Source organism: Bradyrhizobium sp. HKCCYLS1011 (assembly GCF_051167795.1).
Classification (GTDB): domain Bacteria; phylum Pseudomonadota; class Alphaproteobacteria; order Rhizobiales; family Xanthobacteraceae; genus Bradyrhizobium.
This window is the reverse complement of sequence record NZ_JBNPTT010000003.1, coordinates 728,830-751,415: the sequence shown is the minus strand read 5'-3', so window position 1 is coordinate 751,415 and position 22,586 is coordinate 728,830. Positions and strand designations below refer to the sequence as shown.

General features: G+C 65.1%; 21 protein-coding genes. 11 read left to right on the top strand and 10 right to left on the bottom strand.

Annotated elements, in window-relative coordinates; translation table 11 throughout:
• Positions 1-50: 50 nt before the first annotated feature.
• Together aroB and ACQR1W_RS12310 are read right to left on the bottom strand one after the other, a co-directional pair.
• Positions 51-1,199, bottom strand: coding sequence for a 3-dehydroquinate synthase (aroB, locus tag ACQR1W_RS12315; RefSeq protein WP_434851002.1), 1,149 nt, complete (start codon positions 1,197-1,199; stop codon positions 51-53).
• Positions 1,196-1,861 (bottom strand): shikimate kinase, encoded by a 666-nt coding sequence (locus ACQR1W_RS12310; RefSeq protein ID WP_008972365.1) that lies wholly within the window; start codon positions 1,859-1,861, stop codon positions 1,196-1,198. Before ACQR1W_RS12310 ends, aroB begins: the two co-directional genes overlap by 4 nt.
• Before the next feature lie 152 nt (positions 1,862-2,013).
• Between ACQR1W_RS12310 and ACQR1W_RS12305 the strand changes: the two genes are divergently transcribed.
• The 4 genes from ACQR1W_RS12305 (at position 2,014) to ACQR1W_RS12290 (ending at position 6,227) form a co-directional block, all read left to right on the top strand.
• Positions 2,014-2,160, top strand: a complete 147-nt coding sequence (locus tag ACQR1W_RS12305; protein WP_008972364.1) for a hypothetical protein — start codon at positions 2,014-2,016, stop codon at positions 2,158-2,160.
• A gap of 171 nt (positions 2,161-2,331) precedes the next feature.
• Complete coding sequence (gene xerD, locus ACQR1W_RS12300; protein WP_434851001.1) at positions 2,332-3,288, top strand: site-specific tyrosine recombinase XerD; 957 nt, start codon at positions 2,332-2,334, stop codon at positions 3,286-3,288.
• A 219-nt stretch (positions 3,289-3,507) separates the two neighbouring features.
• Positions 3,508-4,470, top strand: coding sequence for an acetyl-CoA carboxylase carboxyltransferase subunit alpha (locus tag ACQR1W_RS12295; RefSeq protein ID WP_434851000.1), 963 nt, complete (start codon positions 3,508-3,510; stop codon positions 4,468-4,470).
• Between the two features lie 302 nt (positions 4,471-4,772).
• Positions 4,773-6,227: a L,D-transpeptidase family protein gene (locus tag ACQR1W_RS12290; RefSeq protein WP_434850999.1), complete on the top strand. Its 1,455-nt coding sequence runs from the start codon at positions 4,773-4,775 to the stop codon at positions 6,225-6,227.
• Positions 6,228-7,204: 977 nt separating this feature from the next.
• Here ACQR1W_RS12290 and ACQR1W_RS12285 read toward each other — a convergent pair.
• Complete coding sequence (locus tag ACQR1W_RS12285; RefSeq protein WP_434850998.1) at positions 7,205-8,101, bottom strand: hypothetical protein; 897 nt, start codon at positions 8,099-8,101, stop codon at positions 7,205-7,207.
• Positions 8,102-8,121: 20 nt separating this feature from the next.
• Here ACQR1W_RS12285 and ACQR1W_RS12280 point away from each other — a divergent pair, with 20 nt between their 5' ends.
• The 6 genes from ACQR1W_RS12280 (at position 8,122) to ACQR1W_RS12255 (ending at position 12,301) form a co-directional block, all read left to right on the top strand.
• Positions 8,122-9,381 carry a DUF2157 domain-containing protein gene (locus tag ACQR1W_RS12280; RefSeq protein WP_434850997.1) on the top strand — a complete coding sequence of 420 codons (1,260 nt, stop codon included), beginning with the start codon at positions 8,122-8,124 and terminating at the stop codon, positions 9,379-9,381.
• Complete coding sequence (locus ACQR1W_RS12275) at positions 9,378-9,986, top strand: GDYXXLXY domain-containing protein (RefSeq protein ID WP_434850996.1); 609 nt, start codon at positions 9,378-9,380, stop codon at positions 9,984-9,986. The genes ACQR1W_RS12280 and ACQR1W_RS12275 overlap by 4 nt, the downstream gene beginning before the upstream one ends.
• Positions 9,987-10,102: 116 nt before the next feature.
• Complete coding sequence (locus tag ACQR1W_RS12270) at positions 10,103-10,564, top strand: Rrf2 family transcriptional regulator (protein ID WP_434850995.1); 462 nt, start codon at positions 10,103-10,105, stop codon at positions 10,562-10,564.
• Positions 10,557-11,261 (top strand): class I SAM-dependent methyltransferase, encoded by a 705-nt coding sequence (locus ACQR1W_RS12265; protein WP_434850994.1) that lies wholly within the window; start codon positions 10,557-10,559, stop codon positions 11,259-11,261. Before ACQR1W_RS12270 ends, ACQR1W_RS12265 begins: the two co-directional genes overlap by 8 nt.
• A gap of 113 nt (positions 11,262-11,374) precedes the next feature.
• Entirely contained in the window at positions 11,375-11,695 is a 321-nt protein-coding gene (locus tag ACQR1W_RS12260; RefSeq protein ID WP_434850993.1) for a hypothetical protein, read from the top strand.
• Positions 11,696-11,755: 60 nt separating this feature from the next.
• Positions 11,756-12,301: a hypothetical protein gene (locus ACQR1W_RS12255; RefSeq protein ID WP_434850992.1), complete on the top strand. Its 546-nt coding sequence runs from the start codon at positions 11,756-11,758 to the stop codon at positions 12,299-12,301.
• A gap of 7 nt (positions 12,302-12,308) precedes the next feature.
• On the opposite strand, the gene ACQR1W_RS12250 is transcribed toward ACQR1W_RS12255, so the two are convergent.
• Both ACQR1W_RS12250 and ACQR1W_RS12245 read right to left on the bottom strand, forming a co-directional pair.
• Complete coding sequence (locus ACQR1W_RS12250; protein WP_434850991.1) at positions 12,309-13,424, bottom strand: ring-opening amidohydrolase; 1,116 nt, start codon at positions 13,422-13,424, stop codon at positions 12,309-12,311.
• Between the two features lie 93 nt (positions 13,425-13,517).
• Complete coding sequence (locus tag ACQR1W_RS12245) at positions 13,518-14,414, bottom strand: hypothetical protein (RefSeq protein ID WP_434850990.1); 897 nt, start codon at positions 14,412-14,414, stop codon at positions 13,518-13,520.
• A gap of 243 nt (positions 14,415-14,657) precedes the next feature.
• Between ACQR1W_RS12245 and ACQR1W_RS12240 the strand changes: the two genes are divergently transcribed.
• Positions 14,658-17,054, top strand: coding sequence for a glucose/quinate/shikimate family membrane-bound PQQ-dependent dehydrogenase (locus ACQR1W_RS12240; protein WP_434850989.1), 2,397 nt, complete (start codon positions 14,658-14,660; stop codon positions 17,052-17,054).
• Between the two features lie 172 nt (positions 17,055-17,226).
• Here ACQR1W_RS12240 and ACQR1W_RS12235 read toward each other — a convergent pair whose 3' ends face one another.
• From ACQR1W_RS12235 to ACQR1W_RS12215, 5 genes are all read right to left on the bottom strand, one after another.
• Entirely contained in the window at positions 17,227-18,369 is a 1,143-nt protein-coding gene (locus ACQR1W_RS12235) for a hypothetical protein (protein ID WP_434850988.1), read from the bottom strand.
• Positions 18,370-18,591: 222 nt separating this feature from the next.
• Complete coding sequence (locus tag ACQR1W_RS12230) at positions 18,592-19,293, bottom strand: ABC transporter ATP-binding protein (RefSeq protein ID WP_434850987.1); 702 nt, start codon at positions 19,291-19,293, stop codon at positions 18,592-18,594.
• On the bottom strand, positions 19,286-20,020 hold the full coding sequence (locus ACQR1W_RS12225; protein WP_434851157.1) for an ABC transporter ATP-binding protein: 735 nt from the start codon (positions 20,018-20,020) through the stop codon (positions 19,286-19,288). Before ACQR1W_RS12225 ends, ACQR1W_RS12230 begins: the two co-directional genes overlap by 8 nt.
• Positions 20,007-21,068 (bottom strand): branched-chain amino acid ABC transporter permease, encoded by a 1,062-nt coding sequence (locus ACQR1W_RS12220; protein WP_434850986.1) that lies wholly within the window; start codon positions 21,066-21,068, stop codon positions 20,007-20,009. Before ACQR1W_RS12220 ends, ACQR1W_RS12225 begins: the two co-directional genes overlap by 14 nt.
• Before the next feature lie 297 nt (positions 21,069-21,365).
• Positions 21,366-22,586 carry a substrate-binding protein gene (locus tag ACQR1W_RS12215; RefSeq protein WP_434850985.1) on the bottom strand — a complete coding sequence of 407 codons (1,221 nt, stop codon included), beginning with the start codon at positions 22,584-22,586 and terminating at the stop codon, positions 21,366-21,368.

Sequence of the window (22,586 nt, the reverse complement as noted above, 5' to 3'; positions counted from 1 at the left end):
TGGGCCGCCCCTGCCGTTTCGCTGCCGATGCTCAACACGGCAGCATCCGGTCAGGCGCGGCGCTGAAGCTTGGCCTGCAAGAAGTCACGAACCCTCGACGGGTCGACATCCCTGGCGATCACGGCCCGGCCGATCGCCTCGAGCAGAATGAAGGTGAGCTTGCCGCGCTTGACCTTCTTGTCCTGGGCCATCAGGGCCATCAGGCTGTCGGCATCGCCAATCCCTTCCTGGGCGAAGCCGGCGATATCCTGCAGATGGGTCGGCAGGCCGACCGCAGCAAGGTGATGCTCGATCCGTTCGACGTCGCTTGCCGGCAGCATACCGAGCTCAGCGGAGAATTGCGCCGCCAGCGCCATGCCGACCGCTACGCCTTCGCCGTGGAACAGCCGGTCGGAAAAGCCGGTCGCAGCTTCCAGCGCGTGGCCAAAGGTGTGACCGAGATTGAGCAGTGCGCGATCGCCGGTCTCGCGCTCATCACGCGCGACAATGGCGGCCTTGGCGCGGCAGGAGGTGGCGACGGCGTGCTCGCGCGCCGACCCGCCCTTGACGATGTCGGCGTGGTTGGCCTCGAGCCAGGTGAAGAAGCCGGCATCACCGAGCAGGCCATATTTCGCGACTTCGGCGTAACCGGCGCGGAACTGGCGCGGCAACAGCGTGTCGAGCACCGCGGTGTCTGCAATCACCAGGACCGGCTGGTGGAAAGCGCCGAGCAGGTTCTTGCCTTGCGGCGAGTTGATGCCGGTCTTGCCGCCAACCGATGAGTCAACCTGGGCCAGGAGTGAGGTCGGCACCTGCACGAAATCGACGCCGCGCCGCAGGATCGCCGCGGCGAAGCCGGCGAGATCCCCCACCACGCCGCCGCCGAGCGCGATCACGAGATCGTTGCGCTCGATCCTGGCCGCGATCAGCGCCTCGCTGACCTTCGCAAGCCCGGCATAGGTCTTCGACCCCTCGCCCTCCTCGACCACGATTCTCGTCGTCGGAATGCCGGCTTGCGCCAGCGCCGCCTCGGCCGGTTCGAGCCAGTGGGTCGCGACGGTGCGATCAGTGACGATGGCGGTGCGGACGCCGGGCCGCAACGCTGCGATCCGCTCGCCGAGCGAGGCCAGCACGCCTCGACCGATGACGATGTCATAGGCGCGCTCGCCGAGCGCGACATCGACGGTGATAGGATCGACGGCCTTCAACGGAGCAGTCATCGCAGCCCACCCATGGCTTGGGTAACATCCGTCGGAGCGTCATCGGCCTCCGTCGCGTCGCCCTCTGCTGCTTCGGGCGCACCACAAAGGCGCGCATAAAGCGCGTCGATGCACTCATCCACGATCTTGTCGTGCGGCACGTCGCGCGACCAGATCGTCACATCGGCATGCTGGTAGACCGGCTCGCGCTCGGTCAGCAGCCGGGTGACGGTGCCGGCGGGATCGGCAGTCTGCAGCAGCGGCCGATCGGCCCGGCGCCTGACACGGCGCATGATCACGTCGGCATCCGCCTTGAGCCAGACCGAGACCGCCTTATCCTGAATGCGGCGGCGCGTCTCCTCGCGCATGAAGGCCCCACCGCCGGTCGCCAGCACGCCGGGCCCGTTTTCCAGCAGCCGCGCGATCACCCGCGCCTCACCGTTGCGGAAATAGTCCTCACCACTGGATTCGAAGATCTCCGGTATGGTCATGCCGGCGGCGGCCTCGATCTCATTGTCGGCATCGACGAAAGGCAGTTTGAGCCGGGCCGCGAGCCGGCGCCCGACCGTCGACTTGCCGGCACCCATCATGCCCACCAGCACGACAAGCCGCCTGCCCAGGGCCGCTGTGATCGCGGCCTCCGGAGCGGGAGGGCTGGCTGCTGGTTCAGGCGTGTCGGTCATCAATTCCGCTATTATCCCACCGGCTTGCTGCATTCAAAGGCGCCTGTTCCAGGCAGCTATACTCCGTGGACGCCCCGCCTTGCCAGATACACTTGCAAGCCGCCGGCGAACATGGTGGATGTCCCGCGTCCTTCGCTGCCTTGCTGGCCGAGATGCCCAGTCTTTTCCGATTTCTGACCGTGGTCGCCATCATCGTGGGCGTCGTCTACGGCGCGATCTACGCGCTGGCGAACTTCGTCAACCCGAAGCCGCGCGAAATGACGGTGACCATCCCGCCGGACAAGTTCCAGAAAAAATAGCGCGCGTCGCACTGCTGGCCGAAAAGCCACACCGTTTTGATTAAGTTTTTTACTGTTCTCTTTTGAACAAACAGCGCCGCGATCTCGGCCAACTTCGCTTCCAGGCCTCCAGGGCCGGGATGATCGTCCTGCGGCGCACCGATTCGGACTTCGACGAGACGCGGACACCAGATGCGGGCCAAGGCCTCGAATGCCACTCTGACCACCCTGTTCCTGGACATGCTGGCTGCGGAACAAGGCGCGGGCGAGAACACGCTCGACGCCTACCGCCGCGATCTCACTGACCTTGCCGTCTTCCTCAGCCGCAAGAGCTCCAGCTTTGCAGCGGCGGATACCCAGGTGCTGCGGGACTATCTGGCCGACCTCGACACCAGGGGCTTCAAATCCTCTAGCGTGGCACGCAGGCTGTCGGCGATGCGGCATCTGTTCCGCTTCCTGCTCAACGAACGCATCCGAACCGACGACCCTGCCGCGATCCTCGCGGGGCCCAAGCGCGGCCGGCCGCTGCCGAAGGTGCTGTCGATCGCCGACGTCGACCGCATGCTGACCCGGGCCAAGGAGCTCACTTTGGTGGCGGATGCCTCGCCGACCGCACGATTGCGGGCGATGCGGCTCTATTGCCTGCTCGAAGTGCTCTATGCCACCGGCTTGCGCGTCTCCGAGCTGGTCACGCTGCCGCGCACCGCCGCCCGCCACGACGCCCGCATGATCGTGGTGCGCGGCAAGGGCAACAAGGAGCGGCTGGTGCCGCTGAACCAAGCCTCGCGGCAGGCGATGGCGGACTATCTCGCCGCGATGGATGCGCTCAAGCCCGAGAAGAAGGCCAGCGTCGCCGCCTCGAAATGGCTGTTTCCTTCGTTCGGCGAGAGCGGGCACCTGACCCGCCAGCACTTTGCCCGCGACCTCAAGGATCTCGCAGTGGCCGCCGGCCTGCCGGCCCGGCTGGTCTCGCCGCACGTGCTGCGCCACGCCTTCGCCAGCCACCTGCTGCACAACGGCGCCGACCTGCGCATCGTGCAGACCCTGCTCGGCCACACCGATATCTCCACCACCCAGATCTACACCCATGTGGTGGAGGAGCGGCTGAAGAGCCTGGTGCGCGACCTGCACCCGCTGGCGGAGAAATAGCAGGCCGAGAAATAGCAGGCCCGGACGGAACCAAATCCGGCCCTCCCAGCCTTGACTTCGCAGCCATTCGACCCGAAAGAGCGCCATCCTGTCCGCGGGCGCGGCACAAGCTGCGCGCGCGGATCCCGAGCGATTCACTAAGCCGTTGAAGATATTTGTCTTCCAAGGCCGAGCCAAACCCGCCACGTTGCCTCACCCAGCGTCCCCATAAGCGATTCCATGCCGGACCCCATGCGCAGCTATCTTGATTTCGAAAAGCCCGTTGCCGAGCTCGATTCCAAGGTCGACGAATTGCGCTTGCTCGCGGCCTCCGGCACCGACATCGCCGAGGAGGTGACGCGGATCGAGGAGAAGGCCGGCCAAGCCCTGGCCGAGCTCTACGCCAATCTGACGCCCTGGCAGAAGACGTTGGTGGCGCGGCACCCGCAGCGGCCGCATTTCACCGATTTCGTCAACGGCCTGATCACCGAATTCACCCCGCTCGCCGGCGACCGCAAATTCGGCGAGGACGCCGCCCTGCTCGGCGGCTTCGGCCGCTTCCGTGGCGAGCCGATCTGCGTGATGGGCCAGGAGAAGGGTGCCTCGACCGAATCCCGGCTCAAGCACAATTTCGGCATGGCGCGCCCCGAAGGCTACCGCAAGGCCGTCCGGCTGATGGAGATGGCCGAGCGATTCGGCCTTCCCGTGCTGTCGCTGGTCGATTCCGCGGGCGCCTATCCCGGCATCGGCGCCGAGGAGCGCGGCCAGGCCGAGGCGATCGCCCGCTCGACCGATTTCTGCCTCGCGCTCGGCGTGCCCAATGTCTCGATCATCACCGGCGAAGGCATGTCGGGCGGCGCCATCGCGCTGACCACGGCCAACCGCGTGTTGATGCTGGAGCACGCAATCTACAGCGTGATCTCCCCCGAAGCTGCCTCCTCGATCCTGTGGCGCGACGGCACCAAGGCCCAGGAAGCCGCCAACAGCATGAAGATCACCGCCCAGGACATGCTCCGTTTCGGCGTGGTCGACTCCATCCTCAAAGAGCCGGTCGGCGGCGCCCATCGCGATCCCACCGCGATGATCGCGGCAACGGGTGAAGCGATCGTCCAGGCGTTCGACGAGCTGAAGGGGCTGGACGCCGACGCCATCCGCAAGCGGCGCCGGCAGAAATTCCTCGAGATCGGCCGCAAGCTCGGTTGAGGCGCTCCTTTTCTCCCTCCTCGCACCCGTCGGCTCGCGAATTTGTGAGCGAAAGCAGCCCTTTGGCCGCATTTCAGCCTGGACGCGGGTGTTCCCTGTTTAGATGTTGTTGACCACGCTGGCCGCGTGGCCGAGCGTCGGGAGGTGAGCGGGTTGCGGCCCAAAGGGCCAAAGGCTACAGTTTTAATCAAGGTTGAGGCATGCGCAGGGCTTGATCGGCGACAATTCCTTGTCTGCCGCTCCGGCCTTAAGGTGAGACGATTGGGGTTTTGCGACATGCCGTCGTGCCGGGGAGCTTTGCATTGATCAACCGCGCGTTTGTCCGGGTCCTGATGACCTCGGCGGCGTTGGCCGCTGGTGCGCTTTTGGCTGGCTGCAACAGCGATCAGGTGTCGCTTGCAAACAATGCCAAGGCCAACCAGCCAGTGCCGCCCAAACTGGTGGCCTCGATCGGCGAGAAGGACATGGATCTGCAGTCGCCGATCCTGATTCGCCTGTTCAAGCAGGAGGCCGAACTCGAGGTCTGGAAGCAGGACCGCTCCGGCAAGTTCGCGCTGCTCAAGACCTATCCGATCTGCCGCTGGTCGGGCGATCTCGGACCCAAGGTGCGCGAGGGCGATCGCCAGGCGCCGGAGGGCTTCTACTCGATCTCGCCGGGGCAGATGAACCCGCAATCGGCCTACTACCTCTCCTTCAACACTGGCTATCCCAACGCCTATGACAAATCGCTCGGCCATACCGGCTCGGAGCTGATGGTGCATGGCGACTGCTCCTCGCGCGGCTGCTACGCGATGACCGACGAGCAGATCGCCGAGATCTATTCGCTCGGCCGCGAGTCCTTCTTCGGTGGCCAACGCGCCTTCCAGTTCCAGGCCTATCCGTTCCGGATGACGGCGGTGAACATGGCCAAGCACCGCAACAATCCGAACATGCCGTTCTGGCGCATGATCAAGGAAGGCTACGACCATTTCGAGGTGACGCGTCAGGAGCCGAAGGTCGATTTCTGCGAGCACAAATACGTGTTCGACGCCTCGAGGCCGCCGGGCGCGACGCGTGATCCCGTGTTCGACGCCTCGGCGAAATGCCCGGCCTATGTGGTGGCCGACGACGTCGCGAACGCCGTGCGCGAGAAGCAGCAGGCGGACGAGGCGGAGTATGCCAAGCTCGTCGCCAAGGGCACGCCGGTCGCCAAGCTCAACACCGGCATCGACGGCGGCATGAACAGCGTGTTCGCCTCGCGCGTGCCGGGCGCCTCGACCGGCCTGTCCGAACCTGGCGAAGCGCCGGGTCTGTCGTTCTCGCAGTTCTCGGCGATGCCCGGCACCATCCCCGGTCACGTCAATCCTCCGCGTGCGCCGAACGCCGATGAGACCGCAGTTGCGGCTGCTCCTGAGCCGGCCTCGGTTGCTTCGACGACGCCGCGCGTCGCCGCCGTCAGCGCGCCGGAGAAGTCGAGCCTGCTGTCCAACTTGCGCAAGATCGGCTCGAGCGGCGCCGTGGCGGCCAACGCCACTGCTGCGACCTCGAAGCCTGTCGAGAGCAAGCCGGCAGCGCCAAAGGCCGTTGCCGCCAAGCCGGCCGAGACCCGGCCGAACAACACCAGGCAGGCCGCAGCACGTCCGCCGTTCAAGCCCGATGCTCCAGCAACGACCGCGACCACGGCACCGAGCCAGCCGCAGACCAACACGCTGGTCGCAGGCGCCTCGCCGGTGCTGCAGTCGAACTCGTTCGACAGCCGCTTCTCGGCGTTCAAGTAAATCGCGACCCACGCTCCGCGCGGGACGTTCTGCGATTTAGTTGTCAAACAAGCGCACCCCTGTCAGCCCCCGGCTTGACCGGGGGACCCAGTATCCCAGAGATTGCAGTCGTCCCCCGATAAGCCTCGGCTTACTGGATGCCCCGCCGGAGCCTGTCGTCGGGCTCGCCGGAGGCGAGACCCGATGGCGGGGCATGACAGTGAGTATGGGGACTCCGTCATTGCGAGCAAAGCGACCTGTCCGCCAGAGCCCGAAGGGCGACGGCGGAAGCAATCCGGTGCCTCATGTCGATTCTGGATTGCTTCGGCGCGTCGCGCCTCACAATGACGCGCGTGATGTCGTCCGATTTACAATTCAAACAGCGATCAGGACGTGAGCCGGCGTTCTCGCGGCGCGTTTTGCGTCCGAGCTATCCATTCAGTTCACCCTCTTCTGGAAGAGGGCGCAGGGAAGGCCGGACCTCGACTGAGGCCCGTGGCCCGCCTGCGGAAAAAATGCAGGCGGCAGGTACCGCGGGTCCAGCCGGACGACCCGGCCTTCCCTGCGCGATGGTTTTAACGTTTATACGCGCTCTCCTCGGGGACCGGCGTTGTTGCCCCCGTGTCGCGACAACGCGCGAGGCGCGTTGCGCTCGGCGCCAGCACCGGGGCGCCAGGACCACACGATTTCACGTCCGCATCGGCGTTGTTCGCCCGCAGCTGCTCGCCGCTGCAACACCGTCGCGTCCACCGCATCCCACACCCAACGCTCGTGACGATCGCGAAGCGCCCCTCTCATCGGGCGGGGACGCAGCGAGACAACCATATATTTCTGAAAAAGCGAAGCGCGATATTTTTCCCGAGCCGGCTTGACCACCCAAATCAGTTTGATGCGGCAAACAAAATTGGTTTTTCCGCGCGGGCGGTTCTTGCGCTCTTGCTGACCGCAAGCGTGGCGCAAAGGTCGGTCGGACCTGCGCGATCGGATTTGGCCTCCACCTACTGCACGATATGAGGTGTTCCGACCGCCTTCGCGACCTCCTCGCTGCTCAGCCCATGAATATCGCTGGGCGCGAACTCGACCTGAACGATGATGCGATCCTTGCGCTGCTTTCCGCTGCCCAAGGCAGGAACGGACTCGCCCTTCCGGATCGGGCTGACGACGACATTGAATGCGCCGGTATAAGGGTTGGCCGGGTCGGCAAAGTCCTGGATGTTCTTTGCAATGTCGGCCTCCAGGAGGGGAGCCAGGTTGATTCTTGCAAGTCCCTCTTGTGACAGAACGACCGGGAAATCGATCTTGTGGTGCATGGTCTGACTCAGGGGCCGCGCCTCCTTGCGCGGGTCATCCAATTGGTAGAACAGCCCCAATCCCGCCAGAGGGAGGATGTGAATATCGACTCCCGAGATTTGCAGATCCCCGCAATTGCTGACGTACAAATAAACGGCAGGCTTCTCCGGCGCTGTGATGCGGACATTCTTGTCCCTGACGTCGACGCAGACCTCGGGATTCAAATTGCCGAGCGCAATGTCATTCGCTCTCTTCGCCTCCAGGAGCGCAGCATTCGCCGTCGCTGTCGCGTGCTCAGCTTCCTTGAACTGCAAATATGTGAATGTTGCCGCGCCCAAACTCACCGCGATGGCGACTAGGCTCAAGAAAATGTCGAGATGGTCTCTGTTCAATGGCATGTCTCGCCCCGTGATCCCAGCACGTTTCGAAAGATCGAAGCTCAATCTGTCACGATCACTGCAATCAATGCGGCGGCCGTTGCGCAGCTCGCCGATCCAATAAGCAATCCGCAAAACGTCCGTAGTAAGAGCCGAACTCCCCGGCTCAGCCGCAGGATACACCTGCCAACCGACAAACCACCATGCTAGACTAGCGAGAACGGTCACAACGTCAGTGAATCACCCACATGTTTGAGCGGACCTATCGGCAGCGTCTCGAGGCTGATCTGGCGCGCTGGGAAACTGATGGCGTGATCACGCCGGCGGCGGGCGTTGCGATCCGCAGCGCGCTGCCGCCGCTTGCGCCGGGCGCCAACATTCCGGTCGTTGTCGGCATCGTTGGCGGGCTGCTGATCGCAGCCGCGTTTCTCGCGTTCGTGGCCGCACATTGGAGCGAGATCGCACGGCTGTTGCGCTGCGCCATCCTGGCTGCGGGCCTCATCGCCGCCTATGGACTTGGCGCCTGGTTCGCCCGCACGGGTCGGGTGGTGCTCGCTGATCTCTGCGCCAGTGTCGGCGCGATCATCTTCGGCGCTGGCATCGCGCTGGTCGGCCAGATGTATCACCTCGGTTCGGATTTCGCCGGCGGCATGCTGCTGTGGGCGATCGGCGCGCTCGGCGCGGCCGTGCTCACAGGCTCGCGCGGCGCGCTGGCGGTGGCCCTGGCAGCGGCTTGCATCTGGAGCGACATGCGTATGGTCGAGGGTGACGGCATGCCGCACGTCCCCTTCGTCGCGTTCTGGCTCGTTGCCGCCGGCCTCGCCATCTCCTGGAATTCGCGCGCCGCTGCACATCTCGTCGCGCTCGCCGCGCTGAACTGGTGGATCACGGTCGCACTCCAGGCTGGCGTGCATGATCAACTCGCCGTGCTCGCGGACGGCGCCGGCTTGCTGCTCGGCGGCGGGCTGACGCTGGCCGCGCTCCGCTCGCCCCGGCTGTCGGAGTTCGGTGCTGTACTATCTTCCTATGGAGGCTTCATGCTGGCCGCGGCGGCGGTCCTGGGCAGCGCGGCATTCGACTCCTCCGTTCTCCTTTACCTGCCGTCAGGTCATCCCGCCTGGGCACTCAGCTGCGGAGCAGGCGGCATGCTGCTGGCATTCGTCGCTGCCGCGGTCATGCGGGACTCCGGCGTGGCCTTGGCCGGACTGGCCATCGCCCTCGCGCTGTTCGCGCCTGAGCAAGGCGTGGCGCAGCAAGACCGCCAGCCATGGTTCGCCTATGCGCTCGAGCTCGGCGCCATGCTCTGCCTGGTCATCTCCGGCATGATCGATTCGGCCCGGCCGCGCATCGTCGCTGGCTGGCTCGGCGTCGCCGGCGTCATCGCCGCAATCACCTGGGCGGTCAAAGGCTCGCTCTTGGAACGCTCGATGTTTCTCGCCGTGGCCGGCGTGGTCGCGATCGTGCTGGCGCTTGTTCTCAACGCATTGCTGGCGAGGGATGCGCGATGATCTCTGCAGCCACGCTTGCACAACGCCTGGGGCGTATTCCGAAAACTCTTCTGTTCGGCTTGGCCGCGCTGATCCAGCTGGCGCTGCTGGCGGTGATGGTGGTCGACCGCATCGAGATCCTGCGCGACGGCAAGGAAGTGACATTGCAGACCCGACCGGTCGACCCGCGCGACCTCCTGCGCGGCGACTACGTGTCACTCGGCTACGACATCTCGCAGCTGCCGGCCGGCGCACTCAAGGATCAGCCGTCGCACGGGCAACATCCGGTCGTGTTCGTGAAGCTCGCCCCCAATCAGGACGGCGTCTACGAAGCGGTCTCGGTGCACACCGATCCGGTCCCGGTGCAAGGGGCCGAGGTGCTGATCCGCGGTCATGTCATCTATGGCGCGAGCTGCGGACCGAAGCGGGATTCGTTCTGCGACTCTTTGCGCCTTCGCTACGATATCGAGAATTATTTCGTGCCGCAGGGCGAAGGCAAGGCGCTCGAACAGCTGCGCAATCAGCGCAAGCTGATGGTGGTGGCGGCCGTGCTGCCCTCGGGCCGCGCCGCCATCAAGCGGCTCCTGGTCGACGGCACGCCGGCCTATGAGGAGCCGTGGTTCTAGCGGCCAAGTCTCTACAGACCGCGCGTCTGGGTCAAGATTTCTGACCAGGCAAGCCAAGCCAACCGCGATCCCGCGGCGGATTGACGGACGACTTATCATGTAATATCAAAAGTTACATGAGAGCCAACAGCCAGTTGTCCGGCGTGCTGCATGTCCTGCTCCACATGGCGGAGCAGGACGGCCCGGCCACATCGGAGATGCTGGCGCTGATGATGCAGACCAATCCCGTGGTGATCCGGCGGATCATGGCGGGCCTGCGGGAGCGCGGCTATGTGCGCTCTGAGAAGGGTCATGGCGGCGGTTGGACGCTCGCCCGGGACCTCGCCAGCATCACCTTGCGCGACATCTACGACTCGCTGGGCAGCCCATCGCTGTTCGCCCTCGGCAACCGGACCGAAAACCCGGATTGCCTGGTCGAGCAGGCGGTCAATGCCGCGCTCGACACCACGTTTCGGGAGGCGGAGGCCTTGCTGCTGTCCCGCCTCGGCGACGTGACGCTCGCCGCCTTGAGCGCCGATTTCCACAACCGCCTGCAACGCCACAAGCGCTCCCGCAAAGGACAGACCCGCCATGGCTGAGATCACAGATGGCACGCAGGTGTTTCTGCGCGCGTTCTCCGATCCGGAGATCGTTGCGCGCTACACCGACGGACCGCGCCGCTTCGTGCCCGGTCTCGACGGACTTCACCGCATGACCGCGGTCGTGCTTGGCGAGCAGGCGCCTGCGCATGCCAAGGTGCTCGTGCTGGGCGCCGGCGGCGGACTTGAGCTTTCCGCCCTGGCCGATGCGCATCCGTCCTGGAGCCTTGTCGGCGTCGATCCGTCGGCGCAGATGTTGCGGCTGGCCGAGCAGACGCTCGGCTCCCGCATGGGTCGCGTCGAACTGATCGAAGGCTATATCGACGACGCGCCCGCCGGTCCCTTCGACGCGGCGACCTGCCTGCTGACGCTACACTTCCTCTCGGCGCCCGAGCGATTGAGGACGGTGCGCGCGATCCATCAGCGGCTTCGGCCCGGCGCGCCGTTCGTGGCCGCACACAGCTGCCTGCCGCAGGAGCCGGCTCAGCGCGCGCTCTGGCTGGATCGTTATGCCGCGTACGCCGTCGCCTCAGGTGTCGATGCCGAGCAGGCGAAAACGATGCGCAAAACGGTCGAGGCCGGCGTCAACATGCTCAGCCCCGAGCAGGACGAAGCCATTCTGCGCGACGGCGGCTTCCAGGACGCCAGCCGTTTCTTCGCGGCCTTCACCTGGCAAGGCTGGATCGGCCACGCCTGAACAGCAAACGCCCGCCGCAGCCTGTCGCTTCCCCACTGAAACGTGTCTTTGTGTTGAACGGCGCGCACGACACAAAGGACACGTCGCGGCTGTGCAAGGAGACCAAACCGTCCATGAACTGGCTTCATCCGCTGTCCTATCTGTTCGCGGGCGCATTCCTCACCAATGCGATTCCGCATCTCACCAGTGGCGTGATGGGCCGCCCGTTCCAGACGCCATGGGCGAAACCGCGCGGGCCCGGACAATCCTCCTCCATCGAGAACTTGCTGTGGGGCTTCTTCAATCTCGTGATCGGCTATCTGCTGATTTGTCGGGTCGGCGATTTCGACCTCAGAGCCAATCAAGACGTGATCCCGCTTGGGCTCGGCGCACTACTGATGGGGCTTGGCCTGGCGTGGCGGTTCGGCCAGTTCAATGGCGGCAGGCTGAGCTGAGAAGCGGCAGGATTCCGCAGCCAAACTCGCGTAGCATCGGGGCCGACGATGAGAGGCCCCATGCAATCCGAGGCGAAATCCGAGGCAACATCGAGAGATTGCGGCGATTGCACGCTGTGCTGCAAGGTGATGGCGATCGAAGCGCTGGGCAAGCCAGCCAATGCGTGGTGTGCGCATTGCCAGCCGAAGCGCGGCTGTTCGATCTACGCCGACCGCCCTAACGAATGCCGGGCATTCCGCTGCCTGTGGCTGTTGAACGAACTACTCGACGATCAATGGAAGCCAGCCAAGGCGAAGTTCGTGCTGACGACCTCGGACGACGGCATCGAGGTGCGCTGCGATCCCGGCTTTCCGGACGCGTGGCGCAAGGCGCCGTATCAGAGCGAGATCCGCGAATGGGCCATGTCAGGCGAAGAGCATGACGTCACCGTCCTCATCATCAACGGTCCGCGCATCATCCTGGTCACACGCGAGCGTGACTTCGATCTCGGCGATGTCGGCCCCGACCAGCGCATCGTGCGCGAGCTCGACGGCACGCGCGTCGTCAATGCGACGGTCGTGAGGGCAAGCGAGTTAGCTAAGGCAAGCGACCTGGATCAAGAGTAAGCGCTGTTCACTGCGGCAGCCGGACGATCGCGGCAATGGGGCCGCCACCTGGCGGTCCCTGATGCTCGGCGCCGCCGGATACATAAACCGCGCTGGTCCCTGCCAGCCCGCTGATCAGGCCGCCGACGGCGGCGCGGGCATGCCGCGTGGCGCTGATGTCGGTATCCTCCAGCATCGTGTGCCGGACGCCGCGCACCAAGCCGTTGGGCGAGGCCTCGGCCTTGGCAAAGATGTTGACGAGCTGGCGGCCGTCGTTCGTTACGCCGCCGATCGACAGGCCGACGCTGCCCAAGACCTCGATCACCGCAGCAGCGTCGATCGCATCCTGCATCACCGCGTGGCCGATCTTAAACGCACTCGCCGACGTCTCCGAATTGCCAAGCACGATCACGACGTTATGCATGAGCTCGATGCCGGCCGAGGTCGAGGCCACCTGCGAAAACAGGTCGAAGCGGCGCATCACGTGCGCGTCGTCGATCTCGCCTTCGATCTCGCCGAGCGCCGCGGCCACGCCGAGGGCCGAGGCGCCGCGCGAATACGCCATCGACGCATAGGCGCTGCTGGTGACGGTCGTGTTGCCACGGCTCAGCGCGGCCGCGACGCGCTCGCTGGTCAGCAGCGGGCATTTGATCTGGACGAAATGAACATCGCGCGGATCGGAGATCCCGGCCTCGATCATGGCCCTGGCAACGGCGTTCGCCGTCTCCTGGATCTGCGCGCCGCGTCCGAGCTCTTCTGGGAGGAAGTCGCGGGTCTGCGCGATCCCGATGCTCAGACGCTTGCCGGAGATCTCGGACGGCGGCCGATCGCCGACATCATGCCGGGTAAAGACCGTGATGTGCGGGCTGAGCACGCCTTCCGTGCCGCCGGACATGACGAAGGCAATGCGCTGCTCGACGCCATCGGGCGACAGACCGAGATGCGGCGCCAGCGCCGCGCATAAAGCGGAGACGGCATATTCCCGGGTGAAATCGTTGACGCCGCCATTGCCCTCGGTCTTGCCGAGAACGGCAACGATCTTCGTCGGATCGATCGCGCCGGAGTCGATCCGGCTCATGAGGCCGGAGACGTCACCCGGGCCATGGGTCGCAATGCGAATGATTTCGACTGCTGTTGTCCGCATGCCGCCCCCTCCAGGTCTGCTCACGCGCGTTGGCCGTGCAAGACCCAAGCCAGCGAAGATCGCAGTTTGAAACGGATGCTCAACCTTTAAGAGTCAGCGCAGGCTCATCGGCTGAACGACGGCCGGCGGCGACAACGCCGCCGCCTGTGCGCGGTAGGTCAAGAGATCATGGTCGAGCGAGGACAGCACGCAGAGCGCCAGGCTCGCCCACACCGCGGCGCTGAAATAGAGCGACATCCAGGCGATCTCGTCCTTCCAGTGATCGAAATCATGGGTGACGATCCAGCGCGTGGCGGCGTCACGCAGGCCGTCTAGCGGATGCAGCAGCTTGGTGCCGTTGGCGCGCCCGATGCGCCAGCGGTTGAGATACATCGGCACGTCGATGACGATCAGGAAGCCGAGATAGAACGCGATGCCGACAAGGCCGGTGATCAGGAGCCAGCGCAGCGGCCCCTCGAAGTCCGGCAGCAACCGGCTGAGCCCGATCCCGACCAGCAGGAAGGTGACGGCCCACAGCGAGTTCTCGATCGCATTGCCGAGGAAGTTGGTGGTCAGGACCGCATACCAGGAGCAGATCTCGGCGACGATGATCAGCGGCACGATGATGCGCGCGATATTCACCGCGGTCGGCGCATCCGCGATGGTGCCGAGCTGGCCGAGGATAATCGCCCATTGCGCGGCGAAGCAGATTTCCGCGATGGTCGCGACCGAACGTCCGACGAACACGCTCGACAACCAACTGTCGACCAGGCAGATCCGCTGCACGTCGGCACGCGGCAGCACCGAGCGGAAGGCGCAGCCGAACACATAGGCCGCGCAGAGCATCAACATCGAGGACGTTTCCGAGCCGGCGGCTGCGGCCGTCACAGGCTGGCCGGAGAGCTGACGGTACAGCAGGATCCAGAACGCGATATTGGCGATGCTGACCAGGGTCAAAAGCCCCCACCACCACGCCACCGGATTCGACACCGCCTGCCGCCGCACGCCCATGCTACGCTCCACGTCTTTCGTCAAACTGACATGTCAACGTATTAATACTGTCATAATTGACCCGTCGGCCAGTACAAAAAGGCGTGTGCGGCCCCGGCAACCGGATACGTGCGTCGAAGGTTCCGGAGCTGCGATCCTGCGGCCGCTAGCGGACCGACCGGCAGGAACTTCTCCTACTGCGGACGGTTCTTGAGGCGCCGGGCGGATCGCCCTAACATCACTGCCATATCGAGGAGCCGCGGCATGGTCGGCGCCGGCGAACTGCAGCGCGCACCGCTGCTCACCTTCACGGTTATCATCCTCACCCTCATGGGCGCGGTGCTCGCCGCCGGCGGCGTATGGCTATTGGCGCTCGGCGGCTCGCTCTACTACGTCATTGCCGGCGCTGCGCTGCTGCTCACAGCCTGGCAGCTGTGGCAGCGGCGCGCCGAAGCGCTGTGGGTCTATGCCGCGCTGCTGCTCGGCACGATGGCCTGGGCGATCTGGGAAGTCGGCCTGGATTTCTGGTCACTGGCGCCGCGCGGCGATGTGCTGGCGCCGCTCGGCATCTGGCTGCTCCTGCCCTTCATCACCGCCCATCTTGCGGGAAACATGCCGGCGGCGCGCTGGGGCCTCGTCGCCGTGCTGGTGCTGGCCGCGATCGTGCTCGGCGTGGCGCTGCGCGGCGATCGCTTCGGGCTGAACGGCACGTTGGCGCAAGCAGCAGGCGCCGCAGGCACGGATACAACGGCCGCACAGGCGCAATCGGACTGGACCGCCTATGGCGCCACCAATTTCGGCACCCGCTATTCCAGCCTCAATCAGATCACCAAGGAGAATGTGAAGGACCTCAAGCTCGCCTGGGAATTCCAGACCGGCGATCACAAGGGCCCCGATGATCCCGACGAGTTCACCAATGAGGTGACGCCGCTGAAGGTCGGCGACCTGCTCTACACCTGCTCGCCGCACCAGATCGTGTTCGCGCTGGACGCGGCCAGCGGCAAGCTGCGCTGGAAGTTCGATCCCAAGATCGAGCATCACAAGAATTTCCAGCACATGACCTGTCGCGGCGTCGCCTATCACGAAACCAAGCCGGGCGCTGTCGACAGCACCGGCGCGGCTGCACCTGCGGAGTGCCCCAAGCGCATCTTCCTGCCGACCGATGACGGCCGGCTGTTCGCGCTCGATGCCGAGACCGGCAAGCCCTGTGAGGGATTTGGCGATCACGGCCAGATCGACCTCAAGGCTGGCAACGAGATCACGACGCTCGGATTCTACGAGGGCACCTCGCCGCCTGTGGTCACCGACAAGGTGCTGATCATGGCGGGCGCCGTGATCGACAACTACTCGGACAAGGTGCCTTCAGGCGCGATCCGCGGCTTCGATATCTACTCGGGCAAGCTGATCTGGGCGTTCGATCCCGGCAATCCCGACCCCAATGAGATGCCGTCGGCAACGCATCATTTCACCATGGGCTCGCCGAACTCCTGGAGCGTCGCAGCGGCCGACGAAAAGCTCGGTCTCGTCTACGAGCCGCTCGGCTCGAGCTCGCCGGACATCTGGGCCGGCAACCGCACGGCGGACAACGAACGCTATGATTCGGCGCTGGTCGCACTCGACATCAACACCGGCAAGCTGCGCTGGTCCTACCAGAACGTGCACCACGATCTCTGGGACATGGACATGCCGTCGCAGCCGAGCCTGATCGACGTGCCGACCAAGGACGGCGTGGTCCCGGCGATCTACGTGCCGGCCAAGACCGGCAACATCTTCGTGCTCGACCGCCGCGACGGCCACCTGCTGGTGCCCGCGCCGGAGACGCCGGTGCCGCAGGGCGCGGCGCCCGGCGACCGCACCGCGCCGACGCAGCCATTCTCCGACCTCAGCTTCCGCCCGCGCCAGATCCTCACCGGCGCGCAGATGTGGGGCGCCACGATGTTCGACCAGCTGGCCTGCCGCATCAAGTTCAAGCGGCTGCGCTATGAAGGCCCGTTCACGCCGCCGTCCGAGCAGGGCACGCTGGTGTATCCCGGCGATTTCGGCATGTTCGAATGGGGCGGCATCGCCGTCGATCCCGTCAGGCAGATCGCGATCGCCAATCCACAATCGATCCCGTTCGTCTCGCGCCTGGTGCCGCGCGGCAGCGACAATCCGGCCGCACCCAATGCGGCGCATCCGCCCGGCACCGAGCTCGGCGTGCAGCCGATGTATGGCACGCCCTATGGCGTCGATCTCGGCATCTTCCTGTCACCGCTCGGCATCCCCTGCATGGCGCCGCCCTGGGGCAGCCTCGCCGCGATCGACCTGAAGATCAACCAGATCGTCTGGCAGCACCGCGTCGGCACCATCCGCGACAAGGCGCCGGTGCCGCTGCCGTTCAAAATGGGCGTGCCGATGCTGGGGGGCCCGATGGTCACCGCCGGCGGCGTGGCCTTCCTCAGCAGCACGATGGACTATTACATCCGCGCCTTCGACGTGAATGATGGACGGCTGCTGTGGCAGGACCGGCTGCCGGCCGGCGGACAATCGACGCCGATGACCTATGAGGCGGGCGGCCGGCAATATGTGGTTACGGTCGACGGCGGCCATGGCTCGTTCGGCACCAAGCTCGGCGATTACGTCCGCGCCTATGCGCTGCCAGGTAACGTCGCGAGCCGGTGAGCCAACTCCCTCTCCCCGCTTGCGGGGTCGCGACGAGCTTCGCTCGCGCTGAGAGGGTCGGGGTGAGGGGGAGTCTCCGCGCACCGAACTCGTGGTGAGTCCCCCTCACCCGGATTGCATCTTGCGATGCAATCCGACCTCTCCCCACACGCGGGGAGAGGTTTGAGCCGGCCTAATGCGACGGCGTCGGCGCGGGCACCGCGGTGCGGTTAGCGAACACGTTGACCGGCTGGTAGGAAAACACGTCGCGACTCCTCGGATCGACGGTCACCTTCAGCCAGCGAACGTCGTTGTTGCCGTTGGCCTGGTTGTCGCCGAAGGTCTCGACGCGGGTGAAGTTCTCCAGACGGCGGCCCTGCGAATCCAGCAACGGCTGATCGATCCGGAAGTAGTGCGAATCGCCGTGGACATAGGCCACCGGCTTGCGGAACGCGATCACCTCGTCGCGCAGCGCGGTCAGGAAGCTGGCGAAGCCGTCCGGCTGGCCGTCGGTCTCGGCGAGCGTCTTCGGGTCGCGCAGCGGCGCCCGCGTCGTATCGGAGAGGTCCCAGCCCGGATCGGCCTGCGAGATGAACATCACGGCCACCGCGTTGCGCTGCTTGGCTTCTGCGAAGGTCTGCTTCATCCAGGTGATGACCGCGGCATTGCGGGCGTTGAACTCGGCCGGATCCGGATTGGTGTCGCAGAGATTGTTGCAGGAGCCCTGGATGTTCAGCGTCGCATAGGTGACGCGGCCGACATGCCAGCGGCGGTTCTCGACGCAGCCGGTCATGTTGCCGGAGGCGTCGAGGCAGAGCTTGTCGGTCTGCACCTCCTGGCGCATGCGGTGCTTGCCGAGCGTGAACGGCGTCGAGAAGAACACCTTGCGCTCATAGTCGAGCCGGTCGCGCGAGTTGAAGCCGCCGTTGGAGGCGCGGTCGCAATCAACCCAGTCGTTGTCGCCAGGCGTGAAGATCGCCGGCGCCTCCAGGCTGTTGAAATTGGCCAGCGCCTGCGCATAGAGGCCGGCGTCACACAGCGAGCCGGAGCCCTGCTTCAGGTCGCCGTCATGCGCGGTGAACTTCAGCCGATGCGCGTTCATGTCGGCGATCAGGTTCGGCACGCCGACGGTCGCCTGCAAGGTCGAATACGGCAGGTCGCCCCACAGGCCGATCTGATAGGTCTCATCGTCGTCGAAGTCGAAGACGTCGAAATCATGCGCGACGGCCGGCAGCGAGGCGGCCATCGACAGCACCGGCACAGCGAACAACAACAGCTGGCGCAGGCGCGATCGGACGCGCGACCACGCCGACGAATCGTTTGGACTCGTTGACATCAAAATTCCCCCAATACGGAAAATGACCGCCCTCTCAACGGCGGCGCGCCACCATGTTCGGCGTCCTTAACCGGCGCGTGACGGGCGTTTAACAATGAACTGAAAAGCGGATGTCAGGACGAAGAGCGGCCTCGAAAGCGCATCAATTTACCGCTCGAACGAGCGGTTTCGATGATGGCCGACACGAGCGCCACGATGCGGCAGCCGCGATCAGCCGCGCGGCTAAGGCGCGAGGTAACGCACCAGGTCCGGGCTGTGACGGATCTCGTCCGCGGGACCCTGTAGCGCGACGCGGCCCCGATCGAGCACATAGGCGTAGTCGGCGACGCGCAGCGCGAGTTCGAGATGCTGCTCGACCACGATGACGGCGATCTCCTTGGCGAGATCGATCAAGCGTTCGGTGATCTCCTCGATCACGCCGATCCACACGCCCTCGGTCGGCTCATCCAGCAGCAACAGCCTGGGCTCACCGAGCATGGCGCGGCCGATCGCCAGCATCTTGCGCTCGCCCCCTGACAAGGTGCCGGCCGGCTGATCGAGCCGCTGCGCCAGCTTCGGGAAGATCGACAGCACGCGATCGACGGCGGAGACGTTCTTGTTGATCAGCGAGCCGACGGCGAGATTGTCGCGCACCGACAGCCGCGCGAACACCGAATGTTCCTGCGGCACATAGCCGATGCCACCGCGCACGCGGCTCTCGGTCGGGCTACGACCGATGTCACGGCCGTCGAACATCAGGTCGCCCTTCCAGACCGGAAGCTCGCCGACGATGGTCTTCATCAGCGTGGTCTTGCCGGCGCCGTTGCGTCCCAGCACGGCGACGCCGCCGCGCCAGGGGATTCCGAGATTGACGTCGAACAGCACCTGGCTGCGGTTGTAGCCGGTGTCGAGATGGCGGATGTCGAGGAAGCTTTGTTCAGGCACGGCGCAAATAGATCTCCTGCACGCTCCGGCTCGCCTGGATCTCGGCCACCGTGCCGGTCTCCAGCACCGCGCCCTGGTCGAGCACGGTGAGGCGGTCGCAGATATCGCGGATGAAATCGAGATCGTGCTCGACGATGACGAGCGAGCAATGCGCCTTGATCGGCGCCAGCAATTCGCCGGTGACGCGGCGCTCCTCCAGGCTCATGCCGCCCGTCGGCTCGTCCAGCAGCAGCAGCCGCGGCTTGGCGGCAAGCGCCATCGCGATCTCCAGCCATTGCTGCTGACCGTGCGACAGTGCCGAGGCTGGATCATGGGCGCGTTCGGCGAGGCGAAACTGCTGCAGCATGGTCATGACCTGGTCGTGCAGCGCGCCGCGCGTCCGCGACAGCACGAGATCGAGCAGCGACGCCTGCGCCTGCAGGGCCAGCAGGATATTGTCGTAGAGCGAGAGCGCCGGCAGCACACTGGTGATCTGGAATTTCAGGCTCATCCCGGCGCGTGCGCGCTCGGCCGGCGACAGCGCGGTGATATCGGCACCCGCGAAGCGCACGCTGCCTTGCGTCGGCGTCTCGGCCCCGGCGACGCATTTCATCAGGGTGCTCTTGCCCGAACCGTTCGGACCGATCAGGCCGTGAAACTCGTTCTCGCCGACGGTAAGCGCAGCGCCGTTGAGCGCGGTGAGCTTGCCGAAGATCTTGACGATGCCCGAGGCCTCAAGAAGCGCCATGACCGACCTTTTCATGGCTGCTTTTCCTGGACCTGACGCCGAAGCTGCCGACGCGCTCGCGCTCCGACAGGACGAAGCTGATAAGGCCCAGCGGACGGAACAGGATGACGAGCAACAGCAGCACACCAAGAATGATCGGCCAGATATCGCGGTAATTGTCGGACAGCCAGAAGCTGACGCCTTCGATGATGACGGTGCCGATGACAGCACCGATCAGGGTGCCGGAGCCGCCGAACAGCACATAGAGCACGACCTGGGTCGAGATCACCACGCCGACCATGTTGGGCCAGACGAAACCTTCGTGCACGGCGTAGAGGCTGCCGGCCAGCCCGGCAATGGCGCCGCCGATTGCGAACACGATCGCTTTCAGATGCTGCGTCTTGTAGCCGAAGAAGGCGATGCGGGTCTCGTTCTCACGCAGGCCCGCAAGCGCCAGCCCGAACTGCGAACGCACCAGGAAGCGACAGAGCAGATAGACGAGAACGAGCAGCGCCAGCGCAAAATAATAGAAGACCGGCCCTTCCTCGAATTCGTAACTCCCCAGTGTCATCGGCGGGATCGAAGGAATGCCGTTCTGGCCGCCGAGATAGTACCAGCCGCGCGCCAGGCGATCAGCGGCATAGGAGCCGGTCAAGGTGCCCAGCGCCACAAAAATCATGCTGGTCGGATGCCGCCCCAGCAGCAGGAAGCCGCCCAGCAGCAGCGCGAAGGCCAGTCCGATCAGCACGCCGGCCGGCAGCAGCAGCAGGACCGCCGAGATGTTGAGATCGCGCCCGAGCAGCGCCACGCCATAGCCGGCGGCGCCGAAGAACAGCGCCTGGCCGAAGCTCATGATCCCGGCATAGCCCCAGACCAGGTCGAAGGAGAGCGCAAACAGCGCCAGGATGGTCACGCGGGTGGCGAATACCGTGAGATAGTCGGGCAAGGCCAGCGGCAGCGCTGCCGCAAGCGCCAGCAGGACAAGCTCGACGATCGGCAGGACATTCCACCGTGGCGCGGTGCTGCCTGCTGCTGTCGGCGCGAGGCCGGCCACTCCAGTTTCAGCCATCGTTTTGATGGTTCCTCTGCTCATCCAAAGCATGCACGGATCGTCTCGATCTTGCGAGTCCGCCACCTCGCCCCGCCTGCGGGGAGAGGTCGATCGCGAAGCGATCGGGTGATGGGGGCTCTCCACTAGCTCGGTCCTTGTGGAGACTCCCCCTCACCCCAACCCTCTCCCCGCACGCGGGGAGAGGGAGCGCACCGACATCTGCGCGATGGCTCGCCGATAGGCCCTGAGAGTTGTGGACGTCCTTGCTCATCCGCAGCACGCGACGAGAGCTCCGCGACATCGCAGCATCACGCATCAGCATTCCTTGGGATCGACGAGGCCTTCGCTGCGGGCGACGATCTCGTAATTGCCGCCCTTGGCGATGGCGGTGTACATCTTCATCTTGCAGTGGCGCTTGCCCGGCACCATCTCGGCCGGCCCACCCGGCCCTTCCGCGATCTTGGCGTGATCGAGCGCGGCCGCGACCGAATCACGATCAACCTTGCCGGCTTCCTTCACCGCCGCCGCCCACAGCATCAGGCCGCGATAGGTGCCGGTGGCCGCCGAGCCCGCCGCGAACAGGAAGTTGCCCGGATAGTCCTTCTCATAGGCGGCCTGGATCTTGGCGGAGACCGGATCGTCCTTGGTCAGCACCTTGAAGTAGTCGAGGCAGCTCGCCAGCCCTTCGATCTCGTTGGCCTGGTTGATGTTGAGCGTGTTCTCATCATAGTAGACGCAGGCAAGTCGCCCGCCGTTCTTCTGAAACCCGGCTTCATAGAGCTGCTTAAAGAACGGACCGACGCCGGGCGGAATGACGGTGTTGAAGACCACGTCGACCTTGTTGGAGACGATGCGGTTGACGGTCGCGGAAAAGTCGACCTGATCGAGCGGATAATATTCCTCGAACACCACCTCGCCGCCGCTCGCCTCGATCACCTTGCGCGCATATTCATTGAGCACGTGCGGCCAGACATAGTTGGCCGACGGCAGCGCGAACTTCTTGCCGCCGTTCTTGATCAGCCACGGAATGAACTCGTCGCACTGCTGCGCCGGGGTCGGCCCGGTGCAGAACAGATAGGGCGTGCACTCCTTGCCTTCGTAGAGCTGCGGATAGATGTAGAGCGTCTTGCCGCGCGCGACGATCGGGTCCTTGATCGCGTTGCGCATCGACGAGGTGATGCCGCCGAGCACCATGTCGACCTTGTCGCGCTGGATCAGCTTGCGGACGTTGCCGACCGCAACTGATTCGTTCGACGCGGTATCTTCGATGAAGAGCTCGATGGGCCGGCCCAAGAGGCCGCCGGCATCGTTGAGCTGCTTCACCACCATCTTGGCGGTGTTGGCGTCGGCGTTGCCGGCGTAGCCGATCGGGCCGGTCAGGTCGGTGGCGATGCCGACCTTGATCGGACCTTCGGCCGCATTGGCCCAATCGGGCCTGATCACCCAGCTGCCGACACCGGTCGCGACCGCGCCCGTGGTGAAGGCGAGCCCGGACAGAAAGCGCCGGCGTGACAGATCTGCGCGAAACTCAGACAT